Annotated in this window: 25 protein-coding genes; all 25 read right to left on the bottom strand. The window is 49.5% G+C overall.

The window, feature by feature from the left end; genetic code table 11:
• Positions 1 to 57: 57 nt before the first annotated feature.
• Positions 58 to 1149 (bottom strand): branched-chain amino acid aminotransferase, encoded by a 1092-nt coding sequence (locus L5M49_RS10490; RefSeq protein ID WP_263266001.1) that lies wholly within the window; start codon positions 1147 to 1149, stop codon positions 58 to 60.
• A 687-nt stretch (positions 1150 to 1836) separates the two neighbouring features.
• A complete protein-coding gene (locus L5M49_RS10495; protein ID WP_263266002.1) occupies positions 1837 to 3477 on the bottom strand; it encodes a hypothetical protein in 1641 nt (546 codons plus the stop codon).
• On the bottom strand, positions 3474 to 4025 hold the full coding sequence (locus L5M49_RS10500) for a DNA-binding protein (protein WP_263266003.1): 552 nt from the start codon (positions 4023 to 4025) through the stop codon (positions 3474 to 3476). Before L5M49_RS10500 ends, L5M49_RS10495 begins: the two co-directional genes overlap by 4 nt.
• On the bottom strand, positions 4022 to 4900 hold the full coding sequence (locus tag L5M49_RS10505) for a hypothetical protein (protein WP_263266004.1): 879 nt from the start codon (positions 4898 to 4900) through the stop codon (positions 4022 to 4024). The genes L5M49_RS10500 and L5M49_RS10505 overlap by 4 nt, the downstream gene beginning before the upstream one ends.
• Positions 4900 to 5421: a hypothetical protein gene (locus L5M49_RS10510; protein ID WP_263266005.1), complete on the bottom strand. Its 522-nt coding sequence runs from the start codon at positions 5419 to 5421 to the stop codon at positions 4900 to 4902. The genes L5M49_RS10505 and L5M49_RS10510 overlap by 1 nt, the downstream gene beginning before the upstream one ends.
• A gap of 3 nt (positions 5422 to 5424) precedes the next feature.
• Positions 5425 to 5847: a hypothetical protein gene (locus tag L5M49_RS10515; protein WP_263266006.1), complete on the bottom strand. Its 423-nt coding sequence runs from the start codon at positions 5845 to 5847 to the stop codon at positions 5425 to 5427.
• Positions 5847 to 6641: a phage tail protein gene (locus L5M49_RS10520; RefSeq protein WP_263266007.1), complete on the bottom strand. Its 795-nt coding sequence runs from the start codon at positions 6639 to 6641 to the stop codon at positions 5847 to 5849. Before L5M49_RS10520 ends, L5M49_RS10515 begins: the two co-directional genes overlap by 1 nt.
• Positions 6641 to 7213: a phage tail protein gene (locus L5M49_RS10525; protein ID WP_263266008.1), complete on the bottom strand. Its 573-nt coding sequence runs from the start codon at positions 7211 to 7213 to the stop codon at positions 6641 to 6643. Before L5M49_RS10525 ends, L5M49_RS10520 begins: the two co-directional genes overlap by 1 nt.
• Positions 7210 to 8400: a baseplate J/gp47 family protein gene (locus tag L5M49_RS10530; RefSeq protein WP_263266009.1), complete on the bottom strand. Its 1191-nt coding sequence runs from the start codon at positions 8398 to 8400 to the stop codon at positions 7210 to 7212. The genes L5M49_RS10525 and L5M49_RS10530 overlap by 4 nt, the downstream gene beginning before the upstream one ends.
• Positions 8381 to 8725, bottom strand: a complete 345-nt coding sequence (locus L5M49_RS10535) for a DUF2590 family protein (protein ID WP_263266010.1) — start codon at positions 8723 to 8725, stop codon at positions 8381 to 8383. The genes L5M49_RS10530 and L5M49_RS10535 overlap by 20 nt, the downstream gene beginning before the upstream one ends.
• On the bottom strand, positions 8722 to 11175 hold the full coding sequence (locus L5M49_RS10540; protein ID WP_263266011.1) for a phage tail tape measure protein: 2454 nt from the start codon (positions 11173 to 11175) through the stop codon (positions 8722 to 8724). The genes L5M49_RS10535 and L5M49_RS10540 overlap by 4 nt, the downstream gene beginning before the upstream one ends.
• 8 nt (positions 11176 to 11183) lie before the next feature.
• Positions 11184 to 11330, bottom strand: coding sequence for a DUF6890 family protein (locus L5M49_RS10545; RefSeq protein WP_263266012.1), 147 nt, complete (start codon positions 11328 to 11330; stop codon positions 11184 to 11186).
• Between the two features lie 41 nt (positions 11331 to 11371).
• Entirely contained in the window at positions 11372 to 11638 is a 267-nt protein-coding gene (locus L5M49_RS10550) for a putative phage tail assembly chaperone (protein ID WP_263266013.1), read from the bottom strand.
• Positions 11635 to 11925: a phage holin family protein gene (locus L5M49_RS10555; RefSeq protein WP_263266014.1), complete on the bottom strand. Its 291-nt coding sequence runs from the start codon at positions 11923 to 11925 to the stop codon at positions 11635 to 11637. The genes L5M49_RS10550 and L5M49_RS10555 overlap by 4 nt, the downstream gene beginning before the upstream one ends.
• Complete coding sequence (gene lysC, locus L5M49_RS25335) at positions 11906 to 12193, bottom strand: Rz1-like lysis system protein LysC (RefSeq protein ID WP_411569103.1); 288 nt, start codon at positions 12191 to 12193, stop codon at positions 11906 to 11908. Before lysC ends, L5M49_RS10555 begins: the two co-directional genes overlap by 20 nt.
• Before the next feature lie 323 nt (positions 12194 to 12516).
• Positions 12517 to 13008 (bottom strand): lysozyme, encoded by a 492-nt coding sequence (locus L5M49_RS10565; RefSeq protein WP_263266017.1) that lies wholly within the window; start codon positions 13006 to 13008, stop codon positions 12517 to 12519.
• A 1-nt stretch (position 13009) separates the two neighbouring features.
• A complete protein-coding gene (locus L5M49_RS10570; protein ID WP_263266018.1) occupies positions 13010 to 13213 on the bottom strand; it encodes a TraR/DksA C4-type zinc finger protein in 204 nt (67 codons plus the stop codon).
• A gap of 14 nt (positions 13214 to 13227) precedes the next feature.
• On the bottom strand, positions 13228 to 13680 hold the full coding sequence (locus L5M49_RS10575; protein ID WP_263266019.1) for a DUF2597 family protein: 453 nt from the start codon (positions 13678 to 13680) through the stop codon (positions 13228 to 13230).
• Between the two features lie 12 nt (positions 13681 to 13692).
• Positions 13693 to 14799 (bottom strand): DUF2586 domain-containing protein, encoded by a 1107-nt coding sequence (locus tag L5M49_RS10580; protein WP_263266020.1) that lies wholly within the window; start codon positions 14797 to 14799, stop codon positions 13693 to 13695.
• 2 nt (positions 14800 to 14801) lie between these two features.
• Positions 14802 to 15464 carry a hypothetical protein gene (locus L5M49_RS10585; protein WP_263266021.1) on the bottom strand — a complete coding sequence of 221 codons (663 nt, stop codon included), beginning with the start codon at positions 15462 to 15464 and terminating at the stop codon, positions 14802 to 14804.
• The gene (locus L5M49_RS10590; RefSeq protein ID WP_263266022.1) at positions 15461 to 15949 is read right to left on the bottom strand and encodes a phage tail protein; all 489 of its coding nucleotides are present in this window, start codon (positions 15947 to 15949) and stop codon (positions 15461 to 15463) included. Before L5M49_RS10590 ends, L5M49_RS10585 begins: the two co-directional genes overlap by 4 nt.
• Positions 15946 to 16419, bottom strand: coding sequence for a head completion/stabilization protein (locus tag L5M49_RS10595; protein WP_263266023.1), 474 nt, complete (start codon positions 16417 to 16419; stop codon positions 15946 to 15948). Before L5M49_RS10595 ends, L5M49_RS10590 begins: the two co-directional genes overlap by 4 nt.
• Positions 16420 to 16546: 127 nt before the next feature.
• Positions 16547 to 17287, bottom strand: a complete 741-nt coding sequence (gene gpM / locus L5M49_RS10600; protein ID WP_317630123.1) for a phage terminase small subunit — start codon at positions 17285 to 17287, stop codon at positions 16547 to 16549.
• A complete protein-coding gene (locus L5M49_RS10605) occupies positions 17230 to 17853 on the bottom strand; it encodes a hypothetical protein (protein ID WP_263266024.1) in 624 nt (207 codons plus the stop codon). The genes gpM and L5M49_RS10605 overlap by 58 nt, the downstream gene beginning before the upstream one ends.
• A gap of 94 nt (positions 17854 to 17947) precedes the next feature.
• The gene (locus tag L5M49_RS10610; protein ID WP_263266025.1) at positions 17948 to 18976 is read right to left on the bottom strand and encodes a phage major capsid protein, P2 family; all 1029 of its coding nucleotides are present in this window, start codon (positions 18974 to 18976) and stop codon (positions 17948 to 17950) included.
• Between the last annotated feature and the right edge of the window lie 27 nt (positions 18977 to 19003).

The raw sequence follows: 19003 nt of genomic DNA on the forward strand, positions 1-19003 counted from the left end.
ACAAAAACAGCCAATAAAAAAGGCTCCTAGGAGCCTTTAAACATCATCACAAATTCCTTACTTTGCTAAACGTTCAACACGCTTAACCCAGCCTTCAGGACCTTTAATATGGCCCTTTTGGATTTCGGTATACAGTTTATAGATGCGCTGAACATGCTCGCCCACTTCACCATTACCGACAGTGACAACATGGCCATCTTCAAAAATGTAGGAGCCCACAGCAGAAACCACGGCCGCCGTCCCAAAACCACCCGCCTCGATAATTTCACCAGATTCAATATCAGCGATAAATTTATCAAGCATGACAGTCTCTTGGCGCACTTCACAACCGAGCATCTCACCCAATTCCATAATGGATTGCGAGGTGATCGACTTCAAAATAGTATCTGTGAAGGTTGGAATAATCACAGTGCCATCTTTCAGAATGTGGAAATGGTTCATCGCGCCCGCTTCTTCAATCTGTTGATTGGTTGAATCGAGATATAGCACTTGCGATGCACCAAAGGCTGCCGCCGCTTTACCCGCACGCAACGAAGCCGCATAGTTACCCGCGGCTTTTGAGGCGCCAGTGCCACCCGATACTGCACGATGGAAAGTTTTGCTGATCAGTAAGCGTATACCTTTGTTCACGCCAGCCGCGTAATAAGCGCCACTTGGGCTTAACACAACACAGAAGGTATAACGCGAACTTGGGCTCACAGAGAGGCGGTCTTCGGTCGCAAAAATAAAAGGACGAATATACAGACACGCGCCTTCTTGCATCGGGAACCAGAGGCGATCGACATCGATCAACGCATTGATCGCATCCATCTGCATTTGTTCATCGATATTGGGAATACAGACGATATCGGCGGAGCGATTCATCCGCTCAGCATTCTTATTAATGCGGAAAGTATAAATCTCGCCATCTTCGTGCATAAAGGCTTTCGCGCCTTCGAAGATCGACTGGCCATAATGCAACGCCATTGCACCCGGTGCCATTTCAAATGGTCCATAAGGAACGATGCGCGGATCGCACCATTGTCCATCATGATAATCCATCAAAAACATATGATCGGTTCTGAGGCTACCAAAGCCCACATTCCCCTCGGGCTTGAATTGCTCAGTACGGCGCTCGGACGCAGGTTTTAAATTGTAAGTTATATTCATACTGCTTATTTCGCTCTGCTTAATAACTGTAATATTTAACTAATAAAAACAAGATGATGAACAAATTAACACTTGATTTATTTTCCCTTCAAAAACTACTGATGGCGACAAAGTGGCGACAGAGCTTTTTAATTGTGACTCGATAATATCGCGCTGGTTGGTTCGTCACAACATGCGTTTTTCATTTCAGTTTTTGATCGTCTTAAGTTGTTGATTATTCTTGCTTAGATCTTTTTCAATATTTCCTCATCATTCATAAAAACCCCACGGAATCCACGTAAAACCCTATTAAATCAATACTTAGATATTTTACACCATCACCAAACGCGCTGTATGGAACTGTAAAACAGTGAAATAAACCGCGATCATTTCAGATCTTCGATCCTTTAAAACCCCTAGGAATGGCGCTGGCTGCGCCTATGAACTGCAATAAACTAAAACTGAAAAAAAATTAACATACAAAGCCCGCAGGAGGGTGAGGAAGAGTGCGGATTTCGTGTCGTGGAATCTGTGTGGCGCTGGATTCCGTGGCGTAAATGGTCGGTGCTGGTGTTTGTGTGGCGATGATTTGATGACGTGGCCAACATAGTCGGCGGCGTCTTTACTCGATATAGATGCGAGTGGCTTTGCTGCAGATAACAAAAAGCCCTGCATTGCAAGGCTATGTGTCTGGTGTTGGCTTGATGCTTAGCTGGCTAGTAATGGGTTAATGGTTGTATGCAATTGGTTTGCGTGACTACTGCGTGCGCTCATGCTGCTGGTTAGGTCTGGCTTCTTGGTCGGCGTTGGGCCCACGTTAGACTTGTCATATAGATGAGTATGGTTTGCGCAATGATCCGCGAGTGATGAAACGCACTGCATGAGTTGGTCGAGTAATTCATAAATGTTGATGCTGTCTGTACCAACCCAATGCGTTGCAGCTTCAAATCGTTGCAACTCGAATGCTACCGAATGCCGTAACTTGCCGATCACTTCGATTAACTCGCCTGCGGTGGTGACGTGCATATTGCCGAGTGAGCCGAGCGATAAATCATCGGCGGCGAGCAGTTCGATTGCGCCGAGTGCTTCAATCAGTTTCTTTCCGCCAATGGTTTCGATTGAATGCTGTTTTACATCGATGACCGATGATCCAACTCTTGCCAGATACTCGTCAGCCTCGATAAGTTTCTGATACGCGATGTCGGCTTGATGCTGGTCAGTCGCGCGCGTTTGATTGCCTACTGTGTCGGTGCGCTCAAATACTTCGGCACGTTGCTGTTGCAATTGTTCGCCTGGCTCAATATCGGGTAGCGTCCAATCTGTGCCGAGCACGGTTCTGATAAATGGTTGGTCTGGTCTACCGTAGGCAAAACCCACCTCAACTAGCGTTCCGTCGACGGGGTATTGCATCAAACCTTGCTCAGTTCCGGCAAACATCACAGGCAACGGCATGGCTTTATAAACTGGCACATCAATGTCGCTCTCGCCGTTTTCGTCGAGCAGCTGCACATCAACCGCATAGCGCGGGCGAAATGGGTTATTGATATCGCCAGCGGTTGCACGGTCTGATATCGCCACCACTTTCGCAAACCTTGGCAGATGATAACCGCCTGCAATCTCAGGGAATGCGGCTTTAATCTGGCGCGCTAACTGCGAATTATCGGCGTTTTGTGCTAACCATGTGATATTCATCGTGTCGCCGATCAGCTCGACTTGATTCACTCGGTTGCTATTCACTAATGCACCTGGGCGCATGGCGGGCATTGCCAATAATGTCCAGCTGTTATTGGTTTGCGATTGGCTGACATCGCTAGGAATATCAACAGGCCTCGTTGCCCAGCGGCTATCCTGATAGCTACCCGCAAAGATTTGGCCGTCTTGCTGCTGATACCAAACCCCGTCAGGCACATTAAACGCACGAAATAGGTTTTTGAGTAACTGGTAGCCACTGCCCTGCGACGTAAAATTAGCAATGGGTTTATCGACATACTCGGCCGCTTCAGGGATAACAAAACTTAAGCCAGTATCATGCGCTAGCTGAGTGAGTACTTTTCGGTAAGTGGCATGCTGCATCGATAGCGGATAGCGCTCGGCTAAAATCCCCGCCAGCTCGCGCACCATCACCCGCGTTGTACCCGTTGCTGCTGGTGTTGACTTGCTCACATAGCCCGTAAAATAGCGCACTAATTGATTGTTATAACCAATATCTAGGCTAACTAGTTGGCCTTTGTTAATGTCACCTTTAGCGGTAATAATGCCGCGCCCGCCTGCTGACAATTCTAAAACAATATGGTGCGAAATCAGTTCGCGCACGTCAGTGCCAATGGTGAGGCGTTTGGTTAATTTCATGCTGGCGCGCCTATGCTGTTATCGATACCTTTTAACAGTTTCTCAAATGACGATAGCTCTACCTGTGGCGGTGCGTCGGTTATCGCGGCAGTTGGGATCACGCTGGCGGTTTGCTCGCTACTTTGTCCGGTATTGGCGGCGGCCTGAGGTTGGCGCTGTTCGGCCACTTCAGGAATACTCAAATATTCTCTTAGCTGAAAACTCACATTCCACGCCATCAATGTGGGGTGTTCTGGCGCCGAAATCGTGCCAAAAAACTTTACTTGGCGGATTTTAACCACACGGGCTAAATCTGAGCCAATCCGCATGATCACTCGATTACCTGCACCATCTTTGGCAACGGCCAATTCAAATAGGCGAGATAATTGCGCATCGTCAGTAAAGGGGATTAAGCCGGTGACTTTTAGCTCCTTGGCTTTGTCGCCCTGCTCGCTGCTGCCCGTTGCTGATGTCTGCCCCGACATATCTTGTTCAGCCAGTTGCATCGACAGCTCAATTTTACAGCTACGTAAGTTTATCAGTTCGCCATCAAGTGCGATTTGGCTCATGGCAATAGCTCCCGAATAAATAACAGCGGTTGCTCGCTGCAGATCACTAACGCCACACTGACCGGATTATTGATTGGCGCTGGCTGCGCCTTGAGTGCAGCGGCCAATTGAGTGGCATTGCCTGCATAGTCAAAGCGCCAAATGTTAGCCGCAACCTGCTTTATCTCCGTCAGCGCGGTGTTTAATTCGTTTAACATCGCCGTTCGCTTGGCGGCTAACGCACTCAGTTTGGCAAGGGGTGGCGTACGGTCATCACTTAATGATTCCAATTGCGCCAGCTGCTGGCCCATTAAGCTGGCAGCGCTGCGTAATGGCTGATAATTCAAGGCTTGCGCTTGTTTCCAGCGCGGCGCGATAGCGGGGATCATCTGCTGCATTTTATCATCGGTTAAAGTCAGCATTTTTTTCAGTTGGCGTTGATACGCTAATAGCGATGGCAAGGCTAATAAGCTGCAAATGGGTGTTAACTGGCTAAGCAGCTGCGCTGGTGAGGGTGCGCTCAATAACAACACTAAGGCGTGGGTCTGCGTCACGGGTAAATGGCGATCGGCGTGGTCAGTGAGTTTTTTCGCTATCGCATCAATCGCCGCTTGTCCCGACAAATTGCCCTCATTACCCAAACCAAACACGCTCGGGGTCACTGTGAGGATATTGCCCATCACAGTCAGATCATTAAGCGCCGTACGTAGGCTTAATAATGCCTGCGCATCATCGCTTAAATCGTGGCGGCTGTAGCTGACGTTATCCACGTTCGCGGCGACTCTGGCAACGGCTTGCGCCATAGCAGAACCGACTTGGTTTAATACCGAGTCGGCCGCGTTACTGATATTGCTAGCTGATGGCGGCCAACTGGCGCTAGTGTTAACCCATGCCATTAAATAGTCTGCCTGAGCACATCGAGTTTAATCGGTGCCACGGTAAAGGTATTTGGCGGCAAATCGATATTGGCCTCAATGTCGCTATAGCTGTATTGCCCCGATGTGGGAAAATTGAGCACGGCCTCAAACTCACCATTAACCACAGTCACAGGGAATAAGATCAGGCGGCCATCGTCACGACGAATCGGCATCGAAAATGTTCTATCGTTGACAGCAACATTACCTTTAACAATGATATTTGTTAGCTCACTGCATGTAATGTGAGTAAAGTCGCTGCTGCTCATTAGTGCACCTGTCACTGATGATATTGATATCTCAATAGGCGCTGGCTGTTCAAATGACTGCCCGAATCGAATTGCAGAGTGCGTTTCTATTTCAGTAGTATTACCAGCACTGTTTATGTGGATTTCAATTCTGACCTCTTCGTACTTAATTTTATTATCAGTAGGTCGTTCAATTAATTCTCTTATCCGCTGATTCTCGTCATTCAGCAGAAATAGTCTATTTATGATGTTCATTGGCTAATCCATATTTTCAACTGAAACTTGTGAATAACGTGCAGAAAACTCAATGTAGCTAGTTTCGCTTCGTGCTCTATATATCAATATTTTAAAAGATTGTTTGCAATATTGAGGGGTGTCTGGCGTTTTGAAAGCGGTCATATAATCGCTATATCCTGTGCCAATCACTGCAATATCTCTCCCCTGCAGTCCGCTATGAGTGATGGATTCCACTCCGTCGATGACATATTTAATAAAGTTTCCAACATTAAACATATATGCGACATTTTCGATAACGTGCTTGCCTGTCAATGATAAAACCTCTGCCCATTCATTAGCGGGTAAGATGCTTGGATAGTCATTCTTATCAAACTGTTGCACCACGCTAACTTGATTCAGCCTCTTTAAATATTTTCCGCCGCCGATTAATTGACTTAAGTCCATTAAAAACCCCCTGCATATCTAAGTTGATTTGGCGCGACACACTCAAAAATTAACGTGCCTGTTTTGCCTGCTGGCAACCAGTGATTTAACTCGCTTACCCCATTGGGCACGGCGATATTGACGGTGCCAACAATGTCGATGCGGCCGAGCTTAGCGAGCTTTTGCACTTCAATAACATCACCCGCGACTAGCGTAGCGGCGTCGAGTGTGACGGTTGCCGATTGCCCTTGGTCAAAGACCACGGTTTCACGTTGCGCAATACCGCTACAGACATGGTTAACCGGATTATGGGCGAACTTGTTAAATGTGCGGTTTTTAATGGCGTCTAACTCGCCGCCGATATCAAACATCCAACTCTCAGCCGACACCACAACAGGCGTTGCGTTAGCAATGCCAAGGTGTTCTATCACCATGTTGCGGGTGAGCACGTTACCCGCTGATGCCCCTTGCGTTTTAATTTTTTGCGTTAATGGCACATAGGCAAACATCACTAACTGGTCACCGGCTACGGGGTCGGTATAGACCAGCCCTATCCAGTTAAACGAAAAATCCCCCACGTCTGTCAGCATCATTTGGCTATAGGTCACACGGTTTTCATCTAATAGCCCCGCCTTAGTTGGCGCGCGGCTAAAGACAATATTGGCAAGCAGCGGCATAGGTTCGTCCACGGGTTCCGGTGCTGTGTGGTCTAGCCCTGGGATATTGGCAAACACAAATTTACTGATTGTTAGTTTTGGGCCATTGCCTACCGCAGCGGCGATCAGGTTTTGGCCTATGGTGGTTAAACGTGCCATTAATTGGCCCTCGCGGTTAATGTTTGATAGTCGTTATTGCACTCACTCGCGGCAAGAAACAGGCTAGTAGCTTTATTGGATACGTACTCATAACGGCGGCATGTGCGGCCGTAATCTTGGATTATCGTACCGAGCAAGGCGGCGCTGGCGACTTTGCTGTCGTCCAATTCAATCGAAATAATGTCCCAATCACGGTCGGTTTGGCGCTCAGCAATACTCAGTACAGGCACCCCAAGGCGGCCCATGATGTTAATAAATCCTTGGGTACTGCCTGCGTCTTTAGCATTGACAAAGGCATAGGCGACGCGCTTGCGGTATAGCCATAATGGTTCGTCACGAAAACGGGTTACATTGCGCTCCCATGCCAGCAAATTGAGCATTTCAACTGAGCACGTTAGCGGGTCATTTTGAGTCAGCAGCCATAAAAACCAGCCGCGCACACGTTGCCAAAACGATTGCATACCGTCGTTTAACATGGCGGGCTCTTGCGGCTGTTCTGGCGCGACGAGGGTTTTGCCATCCATCCACCACGGCAAGGTTAACGCGGGTAATTTAGGGCTAGTGTCGGTCATTGCGCTATCCCACGGTTGATGATGGTTAGGCTGTTAATGCGTGGCAATTCCAGCCCGTTAATTAGGTCAGCATTGGCCCAGCGCACGCTTTTCAGCGTGGCTAAATCGGCATGCAATTCGCTGCTTAATACCGAAAACGCAAACACGCTCTGCGGTGCGGTGCGGCTGATATTGGGGTATAAATTTGACTGCCTAAATGCCGCGCGGATACGCGACTCCATAGCTGTTGCTAATAGGGCGATATCCTCAGCGCTTAAGTTAGCCGAGTGCCAATATTCAAGGCTGAGGTCAGTAGGTGCAGGGGCTATCGCTTGCGCGCGCAGGTCGTCACCGTGGCCGTGATAGCCTTGGGTGTTAATGTAATCGTTAATCTCATCAATGAGGCTTTGCGGGGTTTCGCCCACATCAACCATCACATGGCAGTTTGCCGTGCCCGGGCCCCGCGGGGCGTTATGTTCAAAATACAGTAGATCACTGCGAATACCCGCGAACGTGGAGATGGCCGCGCGGTAAACCGCATCAATGTGATAATTGCCCACGGCGGCAAACTGGTCGCGAATACGTAACGCTAGCTCTTCGTCTTTTTCTTTGTCAGCGCCTGCGCGCGTTATCCAGTTGCCCACATTACGCGCGGATTCGATACCCGCTGGCGCACTGGGCAACACGTAGTAATAACCGGCTGCTAAGTTGTGCCCTGCGCCTGCGGTTTCGGCCTCGCATAAAATGGCGGCCGACAATACCCCCGAGGGGATCAGAGTATCAGCCAGTACAATCACTTTATAGATAGCGCCCAAGGTGTTATCGGTTTGCACTATCGTGCCCGCTTGGACGATGATATCGGCGTTAATGTCGTTTTTAAAAAAGGTGATGTTACCTTGGTTTTTTACCGCCGCTTTGGGCTCTAGGCCGACGTCCCACGCTTTTAAGGCTAAAAACTTTTCGGTAGCGGTGGCGGCAAACATGGCGGGTAAAACATGGTTTGCTAACAGGGTTTTAATCAGCCATAGCACAGGAGTAACAACGCACGCCGCAAACAGTTTCCAAAATGGACTCATGGCACTGTTGTTAGAAATGATCGAGTTAGCCGCGACCACATCGTCCTCAAGCAGTTTTATCACTGCATCGCTCGTCATCGGCACGCCTTGGTCGGCTAATATTTTTTCAAAATTAACGGTTGGACGCGGCATAGCTGACCTCGGTGTTGATGTTGCCAAATTCGTAGGTAGTGGCGTTAATTGTGATCTGGGTTTTATCGCGGGTATCGAGGGTGATTGAACCTGGCACTAAGCGGGTGTCGGTTTCGATTAACAGCTCGATTTCTGTATAAACATCGTTGCGCAAGGTATTGCTGCGCTGTGCCAGTAATTTAGTGACTAGCCCTGACTCCATTAGCATGTGTTTAACGTCCTGTGCAATGCTGGCGCGGGTGTTGGTTAGCTTTGGTTGTGCACCAACGTCGATGGTCATGCCGCCGCCAACAATGAGCAAGTCGCTGTATTTTTCGAGTGTCATGCGGTCATTAGCTCCTGTTGATCAGCGATTTCAGCAAGGCTAAAGTTTTTCGGCGGGTTGTGGATCACTACATCGCCAAAGCTCATGGTTTTGCCTGTGTTTGCCGTTTTGCTGGCCGTTCTGTTGGCCTGTGCGCTGGCGGCAATTTGCTGATTAAATTTAGGTGACATCATATTCGCCAACGCTGGGCTGGATGTGGGTTCAATATTCAGTTGCTGAGTTAATGGCGATGGCGTGTAAGGCGCTGGTATAGTGCGCTGCACATCAATTTGCTGTTTTACGGCGTCAGGGATAAAGGGCGCTGGCGCAAATGCGTTGGCGTTGGTGTTGCCTGCAGCATAGACATAATTTACCGCATCATTGGCGGCATGCTGTTGCATCCAGCTGGGCACCGCTTGCTGATTATGCTGGCTGATCACATCGGGGATTTGCGCGGCATTGACTTGCTCAACAACAGGATTTACTGCGATATCGATGCCCGGCAACATATTGAGGTTATCGACAATCCAGCCCCATGCGTCGCTAAAACTGGCTTTAATACTGATCCACAGTTGGCTGAAAAACTCGCCGACACTGCTGGCGCCCGAGATCAACCCTTGCACCCATTCCATGCTGCTCAATGCGCTAATCACATTGGCCCAGCCATCCGTCACGTAGTTAAAGGCGAATGAAAAGCCGCTAGAAATCGTGTTCACTAACCAACCGATAAGTGTGGCAAGGCCGCCAACGGCATAGGCGATGGCACCAAAAACCGCCCCCGCAACTGCGCCAACAACTTTAAGCGCAAACACCAACAAATCGAGCAGGAATCCGGCAACGGGTTTTAATACTGTCCAGACGATTTTTAGGTAGTCGAACCAAGATGAAAATGCGCTAACGGCGACAGAGCCGAGGATTTTTAATACATCGGCTATCGCATCCACAGCGAACAGGATTGGCTCACCCCATGCGGTGCCCGCTAGCATGGCGCGCAGGTCGTCAAAGTAGTAAATCGCCAGTCCGACGACGGCAATAAGCGCCGCTACGCCTGCAACGATTAGGCTGATTGGGTTGGCTGTCATAGCTAAATTCAATGCCCACTGCGCGGCAGCGGCTATTTTGCTGGTTCGTGCCATCCGTTTTAGAAAATATGGCATTAGTGCCATTTGGCGCGACAACCGGCTAAGATCAAGCGTTAATATTTTATACACACCACTGGTGATCATTCCGACAATGTTCCATGTGGTCATCGCCATTTTGCCCGCGCCCATCATTACCGTGAACAGGCCGCCAGCGGCTGTCAATGCACCAAAGCCAATCACGACATAACCCAGTTGGCGCGTGATATTGGGGAACATATCAGTGAACCACAATACCTTAGTGCCCATGTCGGCAATCTTGCCAACAAAGCTATTAAACGCGGGTAAGATGGCGCTACCGAAGGCGGCGCGGATCACGTACCAACTTTGGGCAAGGCGTTCGCTTTGGACTGTCATGGCTTTGGCCATATCTATGGCTGGGTCTAAACCGTTGACGCTTTTAAATCCTTGTATGGTGCTTTTAAGTCCGTCTAAGTTTTTCATCATATTGATGATCATTAGCGAGCCATCACCTAAGCCAGCATCGTCAAGAAATGTCCTTGCTTGAATACCCGACATGCCTTTCATCATGGGTTTTAATTTTTCAATTACATCAATCATTGGCAGCAAATTGCCTTTGCTGTCAGTGAGTTTTACACCTAATTTTTCTTGCGCCCCTGCTACACCTTCTAAAAAGTTTGTGTATTGGGTTACCGCGTCGCCTTGCCCCATAGACTTATTAAGCGTTGCTAACACGGCAAATTGTTCTTCAAGTGCAACGCCTAGCGTTGAAGGTAATGAGTGCATGCCGTCAATCATGCCCTCTAGATCACTCATTCCTGTGCCAAGTGTCTTTTTAGCGTATGCCGTCATGCCTGCAATTTGGGCAATAAATTTATCCTGCCCCATGGCATTGGCTTGGCCGCCATAGTTGCCATAGAGGGTTTTAAAATATTTGCTGGTAGTGTCAGCGTCTGACTTCATTGCCATAGCTAAAACGGCAGAACTGTTAGTCGCCGATGCCAATACATGGTCTGGCATTTCGCCTAATACACCGCGTAACTTTTCGGCATGGTTAATCACATCAACGCTGGATTTACCAAACTGCAAAGAGAAATCCATTGCAGTTTTAGTAATTTGTTTGAGTGCAGAGTCAGCAACGCCAACACCTTTAGCTTCGCCTAGCGCTCTATCTATTTCTAACGCAGGTTGCAAGGCTTGGTATAAACCATAACCGCTGGCCGCGATGCCACCGATACCTGACGCCATTTGCATGGTTCCGGCTTGGTAGTTGGACGCTAGACCGCTTAATCCTTGGCTGATTTTGGCAATCGGCTTGGTGATTTGGTCTATCAACCCAACGGTGAACATTAGCGGTTGCGGTGAGCTCATATTTTGCCTTATTTGCCGCTAAAGGCGCGGTTTACGCCGTTGGCGGTAATCACTTCTAATGATTCAAAATGGTTTTTTTGTAGCCACACTGCGCGGGCGAGTGATTCCTCGCTGTCGTCTTCGTTCGGTAGCCAATGCCTGCGCAGTGTTAACATCTGCCCGAGTTGGTTGCGGTCCAGTGCCTCAACCAGCTCGGTTATTTTTTTACGGCAATTTCCAGCACTGGCGAGAACTCGGCTTTAAGTTCGCCAGAGATTTGCAGCTCTGCACCTGGTGCGCCATCTAACAAGGTTTTAAAGTCGTCTTTTTGCTTGCTGTCGATGGCCCGCATCGCAAAGTTGTATGATGCGGCGGTGATTGACGAACCGCGCGCGACAGCATCCATATAATCACCGTGATCTTGTGCGGTGACATTGAATGAAAAATCGGTTCCGGCGATGGTTAAAATGATGGTCTTTTTCATGCTGCATTTTCCTTTTGTTTAGTCATAGTTGTATCAATAAGTGGGTTGTTACTGGGCAGTGCGCCCAGCTGAGCTTGTAGCAAAATTTTTTCTCTATGATCACGCCGTGCTTGGTAAAACCAGTTAATCGCAAACGTCAGCATGGCTAAAAATATGCCCATTAAAATGGCAATGTCATTCAGTGTTAATGCGCCGCCGATAGTGCTGATTAACGACGACAAATAGCTCGCTAGCGTGAATGATTTTTGGGCACTTAACTCGCTAAAATTATTTACTGCGTTGCTCATTGCTGTGTTCCTCTATCCATTTATGCAGGGCGTCCCAATCAACGTTGCATCTAGCAATTTCGGCGATCAGTGCTTGCGCGTAGTGGTATAACTCTTTGTTTGTCTTGCCGCTGTAATCTGGCACTTGGCAATAGCTCAGCAGCTCGCTTGGTGGTGTGACATATTGCGTCGTGCTGACGGTGACGGTTCGCACAATCGGCGGCGCGCTTGAGCAACTGATTAAGCTCATTAGGCACACTGCCATTAGCCCATTGTTTAATGGCTTCATCGGTTGAGTCCTCAATTACTGCGTTCGCTTTCGCCGTTGCGTCTTGCAATACGGTTGCAACCTTATTACGCCCCAGCTCGCGAACCGTGAGCGTTTCAGCGGTGAGCTTTGCATCAAGTCGTAACTGTTCCTTTTCAATCTCGGCCGCCTTAAGTGTTGCGGTAGCGTTGTCTAAGTCGGTTTGCAGCAGTGTTTTAGCCGCAACTGCATTAGCTAAGTTGGCGTTCGCCGTCGATAACTGGCCTGCCGTAATGGCCCACATGGCACCGCTAGCGATCACCACAATGGTTAGCAAGGCAATCGCAACTAGCGCAACGTTGTCTTTAATGGTTTGAAACATGCTGCAATTCCTTTAAACACAATTGCCGCTCAGTTTCACGGCGGTTAACAAGCCCTTGTAGTTTCTTGCCTTTGGCATAAACCCAGCGACTTAGCTCATTGCACGCGCCAATACGGTCGCCATGCAGTAACTTTTTTCGCAGTGTTGAATCACTAAAGTTCTGTGCGCCAACGTTGTACATAAAACTGAGGTAAGCCGCGCGTTCGCTATCCGTCAGCGGCACACGCACTTGATTCGTTAATTGGCGGTCAAATACGTCCAAATCCTCGGCTAACATCGCCAGACATTCTTGCTCGCTAAAGCGCTGCCCTAGTTCGAATTCAGGCCCCGTCTGACCGAAGCAGGCCGTTACAATTCCAACAGGATCAACGTACGTCCCGAGCACTAGCCCCTCTTGCTGAGCGACGAGTACGCCGCCAGTGAGTAATGCACCAGATAATCCCATGGCTAATAACGACTGCTTGAATTTGCTCATGTCATTTCTCACTTAGGCTTTGGCACTCAGTGCACAGTTGCACGCCTTTGATGGCTTGGCGGCGGCCTTCTGGTATGTCGTTGCCACACTCGGCGCAGTCCGTTGCGCTTTGTGGTACTGGCTTGGCGGCTTGCGCTTTGCGGTGCTGCTCGAAACGTTGCTCGGCGCGTAGCTGCTCACGGGTGACTAAATCCACTGCATCCATTCGTTATTGCGCCTTTACTGCTTAATGTTTTCGATTTCTTCAGGGCGCAGGTATGGCACGCCATCGATATGGATAAAGTCCGGGCTAGTCACATCAAATGGCAGTTTGATCAGTTGCGCTTGGCCGCCTTTTTTGTCGATGTCGAGTAAGTCACTTAGCTTGAAGCGACAGCCGAACGCTTCGACTTTCATTTCGTCTTTCGCTGTCTTGGCATAAAACATGTTGTCAAACGTCGGCATGGCGCGCCATGAACCCGCCTTTTTTGCTTCGGCAGATATCAATTCAAACTGGCTAACACTGAGTACTAGCTCACCGCTGGCTGCGACGTCACCGTCTGCCCAACCATCCGGTACGCCTCCTGTTAGGACTACGGCGCTGTTGTCGGTGATGGTTAAGGTACAGGTGTCAACTTGGATCATGGTGTCGCCCACGGTGACGTTGTAATTCATTCCAGAAACTCGAGACATGGTGGCGACTCCTTAAATGCTGTTTAGGTCTAATAAGATGTTGACGGTGATTTCTTTGGGGCTGTTGTACGGACGGACGATCATGTAAATGGTTACCGCCTTGTTACTGGTCCATACAATGGTGATGTCGCCGTCGCGGGGCGGCTGAATTTCACCTGGGAACTGCGTACCTAAAATGGTGGTGCTTTTGCTCATGTTGCGCAGCGGCTTCATAAAGTAGCTTTTGTTTAGCTCAATACTGGCTGGCGTGGAGTTAAGCGCGCGGTTACCAATGCGGCGAATGGCGAGGATGCGCACTTCGCGGCTGGCTTTGTGCACTGGGCGTAAGTGCTCAATGTATTGATAATCCCCGCCTGCGGCGTCGAGCGTTGTTCCGTCTCCCCAGTAGATGCCCTCTAAGTCTGGATACCACTGCGGCACGCTAAAGCGCGCATTGGCTAATGTTTCGAGCGTGTCTAGCGTGAGCGGTTTTTCGGCGCTATCAATCGGTGCAACGCCTAGGCCGAGTACAGAACCTGTGGCGACACGCATCGGGCTGTCGGCAATACTGACGGCACGATTGCATAGGCGGCCAGCGAGTACACCGACGTTGTTGCCATGTAACTGCGGTACGGGGATGACTAAGTGCGCGGCAATACCTGCTTGCAGTGTCACCATTGCGGTTTCGTACTGCGGCCACGTTTGAGTGGCAACATCGATACCCGCAACGGCGACTAAGCCTGATACAAAGCGGCCGTGGCTGGCTTGTAGGCTGGCTAAGTAATCGTGCTTGGCGCTTAAGTTGGCGGCGCTGATTGTGACGTCACAGAACACCACCATTTCAAAGCTTTGCACTTCGTTGGCGGCGGTGATGGCGTCGAATAGGTTTTCATCGGCGGCGAGTGGATACACGGCAGCTGTCCAGTTTTGTCCGGCATTAAGCTGGGCGGCGATCAACTGTTTACGCAAGGCGCTATCGGCAAAGTTCGCCTCGATATCGGTTTGCGCGCCGATGCTAAATAGCTGGCTTTCTTCATCGGCATGACCGGCTAGACCAATGAAAAGGAAGTGGCGTTCGATGGCGTTAATGTCACCTTGGCCTTGATTGAGATTGTTAACTTGCGCTTTACCTAGTGCCATTTTTAGCCCCTTTTCTGACGTTCTTTTTCAATGATGTTCAACAGTTGGTCTTGAATTCTTGCGGTTTTACTGCCCAAATGCCCCCTTGGTGATACGTTGACCTCCCAAGTTCTAGGCGCATCCCTTTTATCTCTCATTAGTCTCAGGATTAATCCCGCTTGACCCATTTTCATCCGCGCCATAATTTCGTTAATGGTGGCTCTACGATAATTTTTTCCTTTCGCTCGTCGGATTTTATAACCTTCATTTGCCAACGCTTTCGCCTGCCTTTTAGTACATGGATCGTCGTAAGATAATGGCCCGTCTTTTTTTGCCATTTTGGCAGCGGTCATGGTTTCAGAGCCGCCAAATTGTTGGAACGCAGCTATCTTGCCCGTTAATGTATTCTTGTGTTTAAGCTCAAGACGATTGGCGCTATAAACATATGGCTCTAATGTTTTCCCCAATTTGCGCAGCATCTTCACTCGGCTTTTACTTGCTCGCGCTTCGAATTTAGTACCTTCAACTGTGGTTTGTTGCCTGATGCGTTTTCTCGTTTCTGCGCGTTCCCAAGTGCCGAGTTTTTTCAATACTCTGATACGTTTTTTGGCAGGTAATGAGGCAAGCATTACTTGATTTTGAATGTTAAGTGCTTGCTGTTTGTTTGGCTTAATCGTCAGGCTCATAGCGCGCCCTCTGGCCGAGTTTGCAGATCAACACTTTCGGCATAGTCCACTGGCACTAGCGACACGCGAAAACGCTCACCGTTAAATAACACGGGGCCGTTGGCGTCGGGGATTAAGTCGATGTCGTCGATCAGTTCCAGCTCTATCAACACCATGGCGTGGTCTTTACTCACGACATCAATATCAAGTTCAGGATCCGCTAAGCCGTATTCATCACGCGGCCAGCCGCTATCGATTAAAAAAGCCGGTAGCATGGCGAGCAGGTTATAGGCGTTAAATTTGCGGTGCGGGAATTGCTCAATCGCGATCACTGCGTTGTGCTTCCACTTGGCGACTTGATAGCCGCCTTGGCCTAAGTCTTCGCTGCTTAAGATCAGCGTGCCGCGCTCTTGCCATGCGTCGATATTGCTGGCTTTAACGTATGGCGTCAGACTCGCGAGTAAAAATGCGGTGACTTGCTGTAGTTGGCTGACGGTTTGGCTCATAGAGAGTGCACTCCGGCACGGCCAAGGCCGAGCAATAAACGCACGGCGCGGTTAGATTGCGCGAGGATGGCATCTTGCTGCTGGGTATCTTGGGCTTTGTTGTTACCCGCATCCTTTTGGTCTACGGCAGAAAAATAACCCAGCAAATCGGCATGGGAACGGGCATAAACTGCGCCGCGGTAAATGCTAATTTGCTGCGCACTAAAATTAGGCGCTAGGCTAGCGCCTAGGGTAAAGGGTGCGTCCTTGCTGCTTGCCTGCTGCTCTTGATTGCTCGTTAAGTAGTTAATAAGTTGCTGCTGGATTTCGGCCACGCTGCGGTTGAGTGAGTCTTCGATGGCTTTTTCTGAAAAAAACTCAGGGATGCGGCGCAGTTCGCGAAATTCGCCTGTCGATAATTCGGGCCAGCCGCTAGCCGCATCGATAACGATGCTTGGCTCTACTGGTGCTTGAAATCCGAATCCGCTCATTGCTTTGCCTTCTTACTCATCAATCATAAATTGGGTTCAGTGCGGTTAACGTCGACGTGGTTTTTAACAGTCACCCGTTAAACACTCGGTTAGCGCACTGGAGGGTTGGGAGTCGTTCCCGTGCGGCTTATTGGTCTTGAACTATGCCTTGGCTGGCAAAGTCTTCTAACGCCCTAAGTCGCATCGCTATCTTGTTACGTACCGTTTTTACCTGAGCATGCTTGTGCAAACTAGCTGCCTTTTCGAGCAGGCGATCCGCTTGAGTAAGCCGCTCCACATCACCGATATGGCTTGGGGTAATGTCCCCGTTTGCTGCACGTAGTAATGCCAGCCCCGCGAATTTGTAGAACTTTGCGGTAACAGGTTCCGGCAGTTTCCAATCGTTAATAACGCGCTTAAACACAGTGCCGAAATACGGCTCAATGCTGCTTCCGTTTTCCGCTTGAGCTTCTGCCCAATCGAATACAGTGTCGGCAATAAAGCCCGGCCATTTGCGGCGAATGATTGGCGGCATTGGTTGCCCGAGTTCAATCGCTTTAAAGGCGTATTCGAGGCCACGACTAAGATCCACCACGTCAAACAGCCACACAGCGCAGTAAGCAAAAATAGGGTTATCGCTAATTCCATCATTTGGTTTTCTCGCTTTCTCGGTTAAATACTCTTCGACGATGGGTAGCCATTTAGGCAGTAGTACGTCACGTTTGTGGGCGATTTTGTCGGCCCGTCGTTCAAAGGCTTTGAGCCGCTTGAGGTCTGCATCTAACTCGATGAGCTGTAAATGCAGACTCGGCGCGTGCTCGGCGTTGCCTGTTAACCTGACTTTTTCGAGCTGCTTTTGGGCGCTGCGGCTTTCGCGCCACGCGAGGATTCTTGCGCCGCCGACGGCTTTTTTAGCTCTGCGTGCACTTCTTTCAGTTCGGCAACTACTTGGCCGAGATCGTCGGTGGTGTAGGCAAGCGAACTGGCGCTATCGTCTACAGCGCCAGCGGCGTTTTCTAAGTTGGTGGCGGCGGATTGGAGATCACCAGCTGCGCTGCTTACCTTGTCGGCTGATTCGCTGACTTTATCGGCGGCATCAATGGCGGTTTCGGCAGCGTCACTCACAGTGACGGCGCTGTCTTCGAGTTCTGCAGCGTGATCGATGATGCTGGCGATGTTGCCTTGGTCATCAGTGGTGACGGTGGCAATGGCGGTTTTGTCTGATTCGTCAGCGAGGTCAAATTGCCGATTCATTTTTTCAAAGAATTTCTCTTTTTCTTCTGCGGCATTACGGCCTTGCTCAATGGCGCTATCAACATCACAGCCGAGTAGATATGCAAGTAAGTGCAGCGCTTCGTTTTCTGGCGCTGGCGTGGCTGTTGTTTCCGTAGCGGTTGGTTTTTGCTGCGTTCTTTCTGCTTCACGGCGCTTTCTAAAATTGGCGATGGCACTCATGTCATTTCTCGCTTTGGTGTTCGGTGGAGTTGATAGCTAGGCACTGATTAGGTGCCTAGGCTGGTTTACTTAGCTTGTGTTACTGATCGATGGCCTAAGGTGCTGGCGCTGGGCCAATGTTCATCGCGGCTTCATCTACTGCGCCGTATGCCAAATACTCATCAACGGCATAACCTTCCATGCGCCAGTATTTGTCTTCCCAGCGTTTACGGTCTTCGACGTTCTCTGACTTGCGTGAACGGGTGCCCTTTTGCGTGTAGCAATGCAGGTTAGAAAGGAAGGTGACAACAAGGCGTTTACCTGGGAAGAACGGCGGCGTATAGGCGCGTAAGCCACCGATGGATTTATCCATCATTTGCGCGGCAACACGTTCGCTTGGTTTGTCTGCTTGGTTCATCAGCTTGATTTGTGCAGCAGCAATTAAATCGCTACCGACTAACACCACTAAGCGCGGGTCGTTACGGAACTCTTCAGGGACTAGGGTCAGTTTGATTTCGGTGACGATGGCGTCGAGGGTTTTATACTCGCCGTCTTTTAGCTCGCCCGTTGCATCAGGGTTAAAGTAAATGGCATCGGTCATGATTTGATCCGGTGCTTTTTCTTTTACTAATTGGTGCCAGCCTTTGTTCACATCTTGGCCTAGCGGGTTAGTGGTTGGATTTGTATTAACCGCCACCGATGTACCGTTAAAGCCGACACGCAGAATATCCAGTGCAAAACGCAATGTGGCATTTTCGCTCATCAACTGCATAAACTGGCGTTCGCTGCCTGCGTTGGCCCATACCGCTAATGTGGCCCATGGCACATAGGCACAAGAGTCGGTTTCGACGAGTTCATAGGTATTACCGTCAACGTCTTGACCTGTGGTAAAGCGTCCGTCTGACTTACGACCTGTGGCAATGCCATTGTTACCTACGCTGACGACTTGGCCTTTAATTTGGTCAACGTCCATCATGGTGATCAGTTTTAAAAACTCGACTGACTCTAGGATGGCGGCGCGGAGTTTGGTTTCCATTGGACCAGTGACGCTAAATTGTTTACTCACGTCTGGCGTTTGATAACCGGTTGCCATGTTGCTGCTGTATGCCAGCAAACAGGCTATTGCAAGTGGTGTTAAGTTCATGCTGTGTTCTCGCTGCTAATGTTTAAC

Source organism: Shewanella sp. SM74 (assembly GCF_025653725.1).
GTDB classification, from domain to species: domain Bacteria; phylum Pseudomonadota; class Gammaproteobacteria; order Enterobacterales; family Shewanellaceae; genus Shewanella; species Shewanella oncorhynchi.

Bases quoted from the DNA above. Each gene is read 5' to 3' on its own strand.
- L5M49_RS10490 (WP_263266001.1), bottom strand. From the start codon at position 1,149: ATGAATATAACTTACAATTTAAAACCTGCGTCCGAGCGCCGTACTGAG.
- L5M49_RS10495 (WP_263266002.1), bottom strand. From the start codon at position 3,477: ATGAAATTAACCAAACGCCTCACCATTGGCACTGACGTGCGCGAACTG.
- L5M49_RS10500 (WP_263266003.1), bottom strand. From the start codon at position 4,025: ATGAGCCAAATCGCACTTGATGGCGAACTGATAAACTTACGTAGCTGT.
- L5M49_RS10505 (WP_263266004.1), bottom strand. From the start codon at position 4,900: ATGGCATGGGTTAACACTAGCGCCAGTTGGCCGCCATCAGCTAGCAAT.
- L5M49_RS10510 (WP_263266005.1), bottom strand. From the start codon at position 5,421: ATGAACATCATAAATAGACTATTTCTGCTGAATGACGAGAATCAGCGG.
- L5M49_RS10515 (WP_263266006.1), bottom strand. From the start codon at position 5,847: ATGGACTTAAGTCAATTAATCGGCGGCGGAAAATATTTAAAGAGGCTG.
- L5M49_RS10520 (WP_263266007.1), bottom strand. From the start codon at position 6,641: ATGGCACGTTTAACCACCATAGGCCAAAACCTGATCGCCGCTGCGGTA.
- L5M49_RS10525 (WP_263266008.1), bottom strand. From the start codon at position 7,213: ATGACCGACACTAGCCCTAAATTACCCGCGTTAACCTTGCCGTGGTGG.
- L5M49_RS10530 (WP_263266009.1), bottom strand. From the start codon at position 8,400: ATGCCGCGTCCAACCGTTAATTTTGAAAAAATATTAGCCGACCAAGGC.
- L5M49_RS10535 (WP_263266010.1), bottom strand. From the start codon at position 8,725: ATGACACTCGAAAAATACAGCGACTTGCTCATTGTTGGCGGCGGCATG.
- L5M49_RS10540 (WP_263266011.1), bottom strand. From the start codon at position 11,175: ATGAGCTCACCGCAACCGCTAATGTTCACCGTTGGGTTGATAGACCAA.
- L5M49_RS10545 (WP_263266012.1), bottom strand. From the start codon at position 11,330: ATGTTAACACTGCGCAGGCATTGGCTACCGAACGAAGACGACAGCGAG.
- L5M49_RS10550 (WP_263266013.1), bottom strand. From the start codon at position 11,638: ATGAAAAAGACCATCATTTTAACCATCGCCGGAACCGATTTTTCATTC.
- L5M49_RS10555 (WP_263266014.1), bottom strand. From the start codon at position 11,925: ATGAGCAACGCAGTAAATAATTTTAGCGAGTTAAGTGCCCAAAAATCA.
- lysC (WP_411569103.1), bottom strand. From the start codon at position 12,193: ATGAAGCCATTAAACAATGGGCTAATGGCAGTGTGCCTAATGAGCTTA.
- L5M49_RS10565 (WP_263266017.1), bottom strand. From the start codon at position 13,008: ATGAGCAAATTCAAGCAGTCGTTATTAGCCATGGGATTATCTGGTGCA.
- L5M49_RS10570 (WP_263266018.1), bottom strand. From the start codon at position 13,213: ATGGATGCAGTGGATTTAGTCACCCGTGAGCAGCTACGCGCCGAGCAA.
- L5M49_RS10575 (WP_263266019.1), bottom strand. From the start codon at position 13,680: ATGTCTCGAGTTTCTGGAATGAATTACAACGTCACCGTGGGCGACACC.
- L5M49_RS10580 (WP_263266020.1), bottom strand. From the start codon at position 14,799: ATGGCACTAGGTAAAGCGCAAGTTAACAATCTCAATCAAGGCCAAGGT.
- L5M49_RS10585 (WP_263266021.1), bottom strand. From the start codon at position 15,464: ATGAGCCTGACGATTAAGCCAAACAAACAGCAAGCACTTAACATTCAA.
- L5M49_RS10590 (WP_263266022.1), bottom strand. From the start codon at position 15,949: ATGAGCCAAACCGTCAGCCAACTACAGCAAGTCACCGCATTTTTACTC.
- L5M49_RS10595 (WP_263266023.1), bottom strand. From the start codon at position 16,419: ATGAGCGGATTCGGATTTCAAGCACCAGTAGAGCCAAGCATCGTTATC.
- L5M49_RS10605 (WP_263266024.1), bottom strand. From the start codon at position 17,853: ATGAGTGCCATCGCCAATTTTAGAAAGCGCCGTGAAGCAGAAAGAACG.
- L5M49_RS10610 (WP_263266025.1), bottom strand. From the start codon at position 18,976: ATGAACTTAACACCACTTGCAATAGCCTGTTTGCTGGCATACAGCAGC.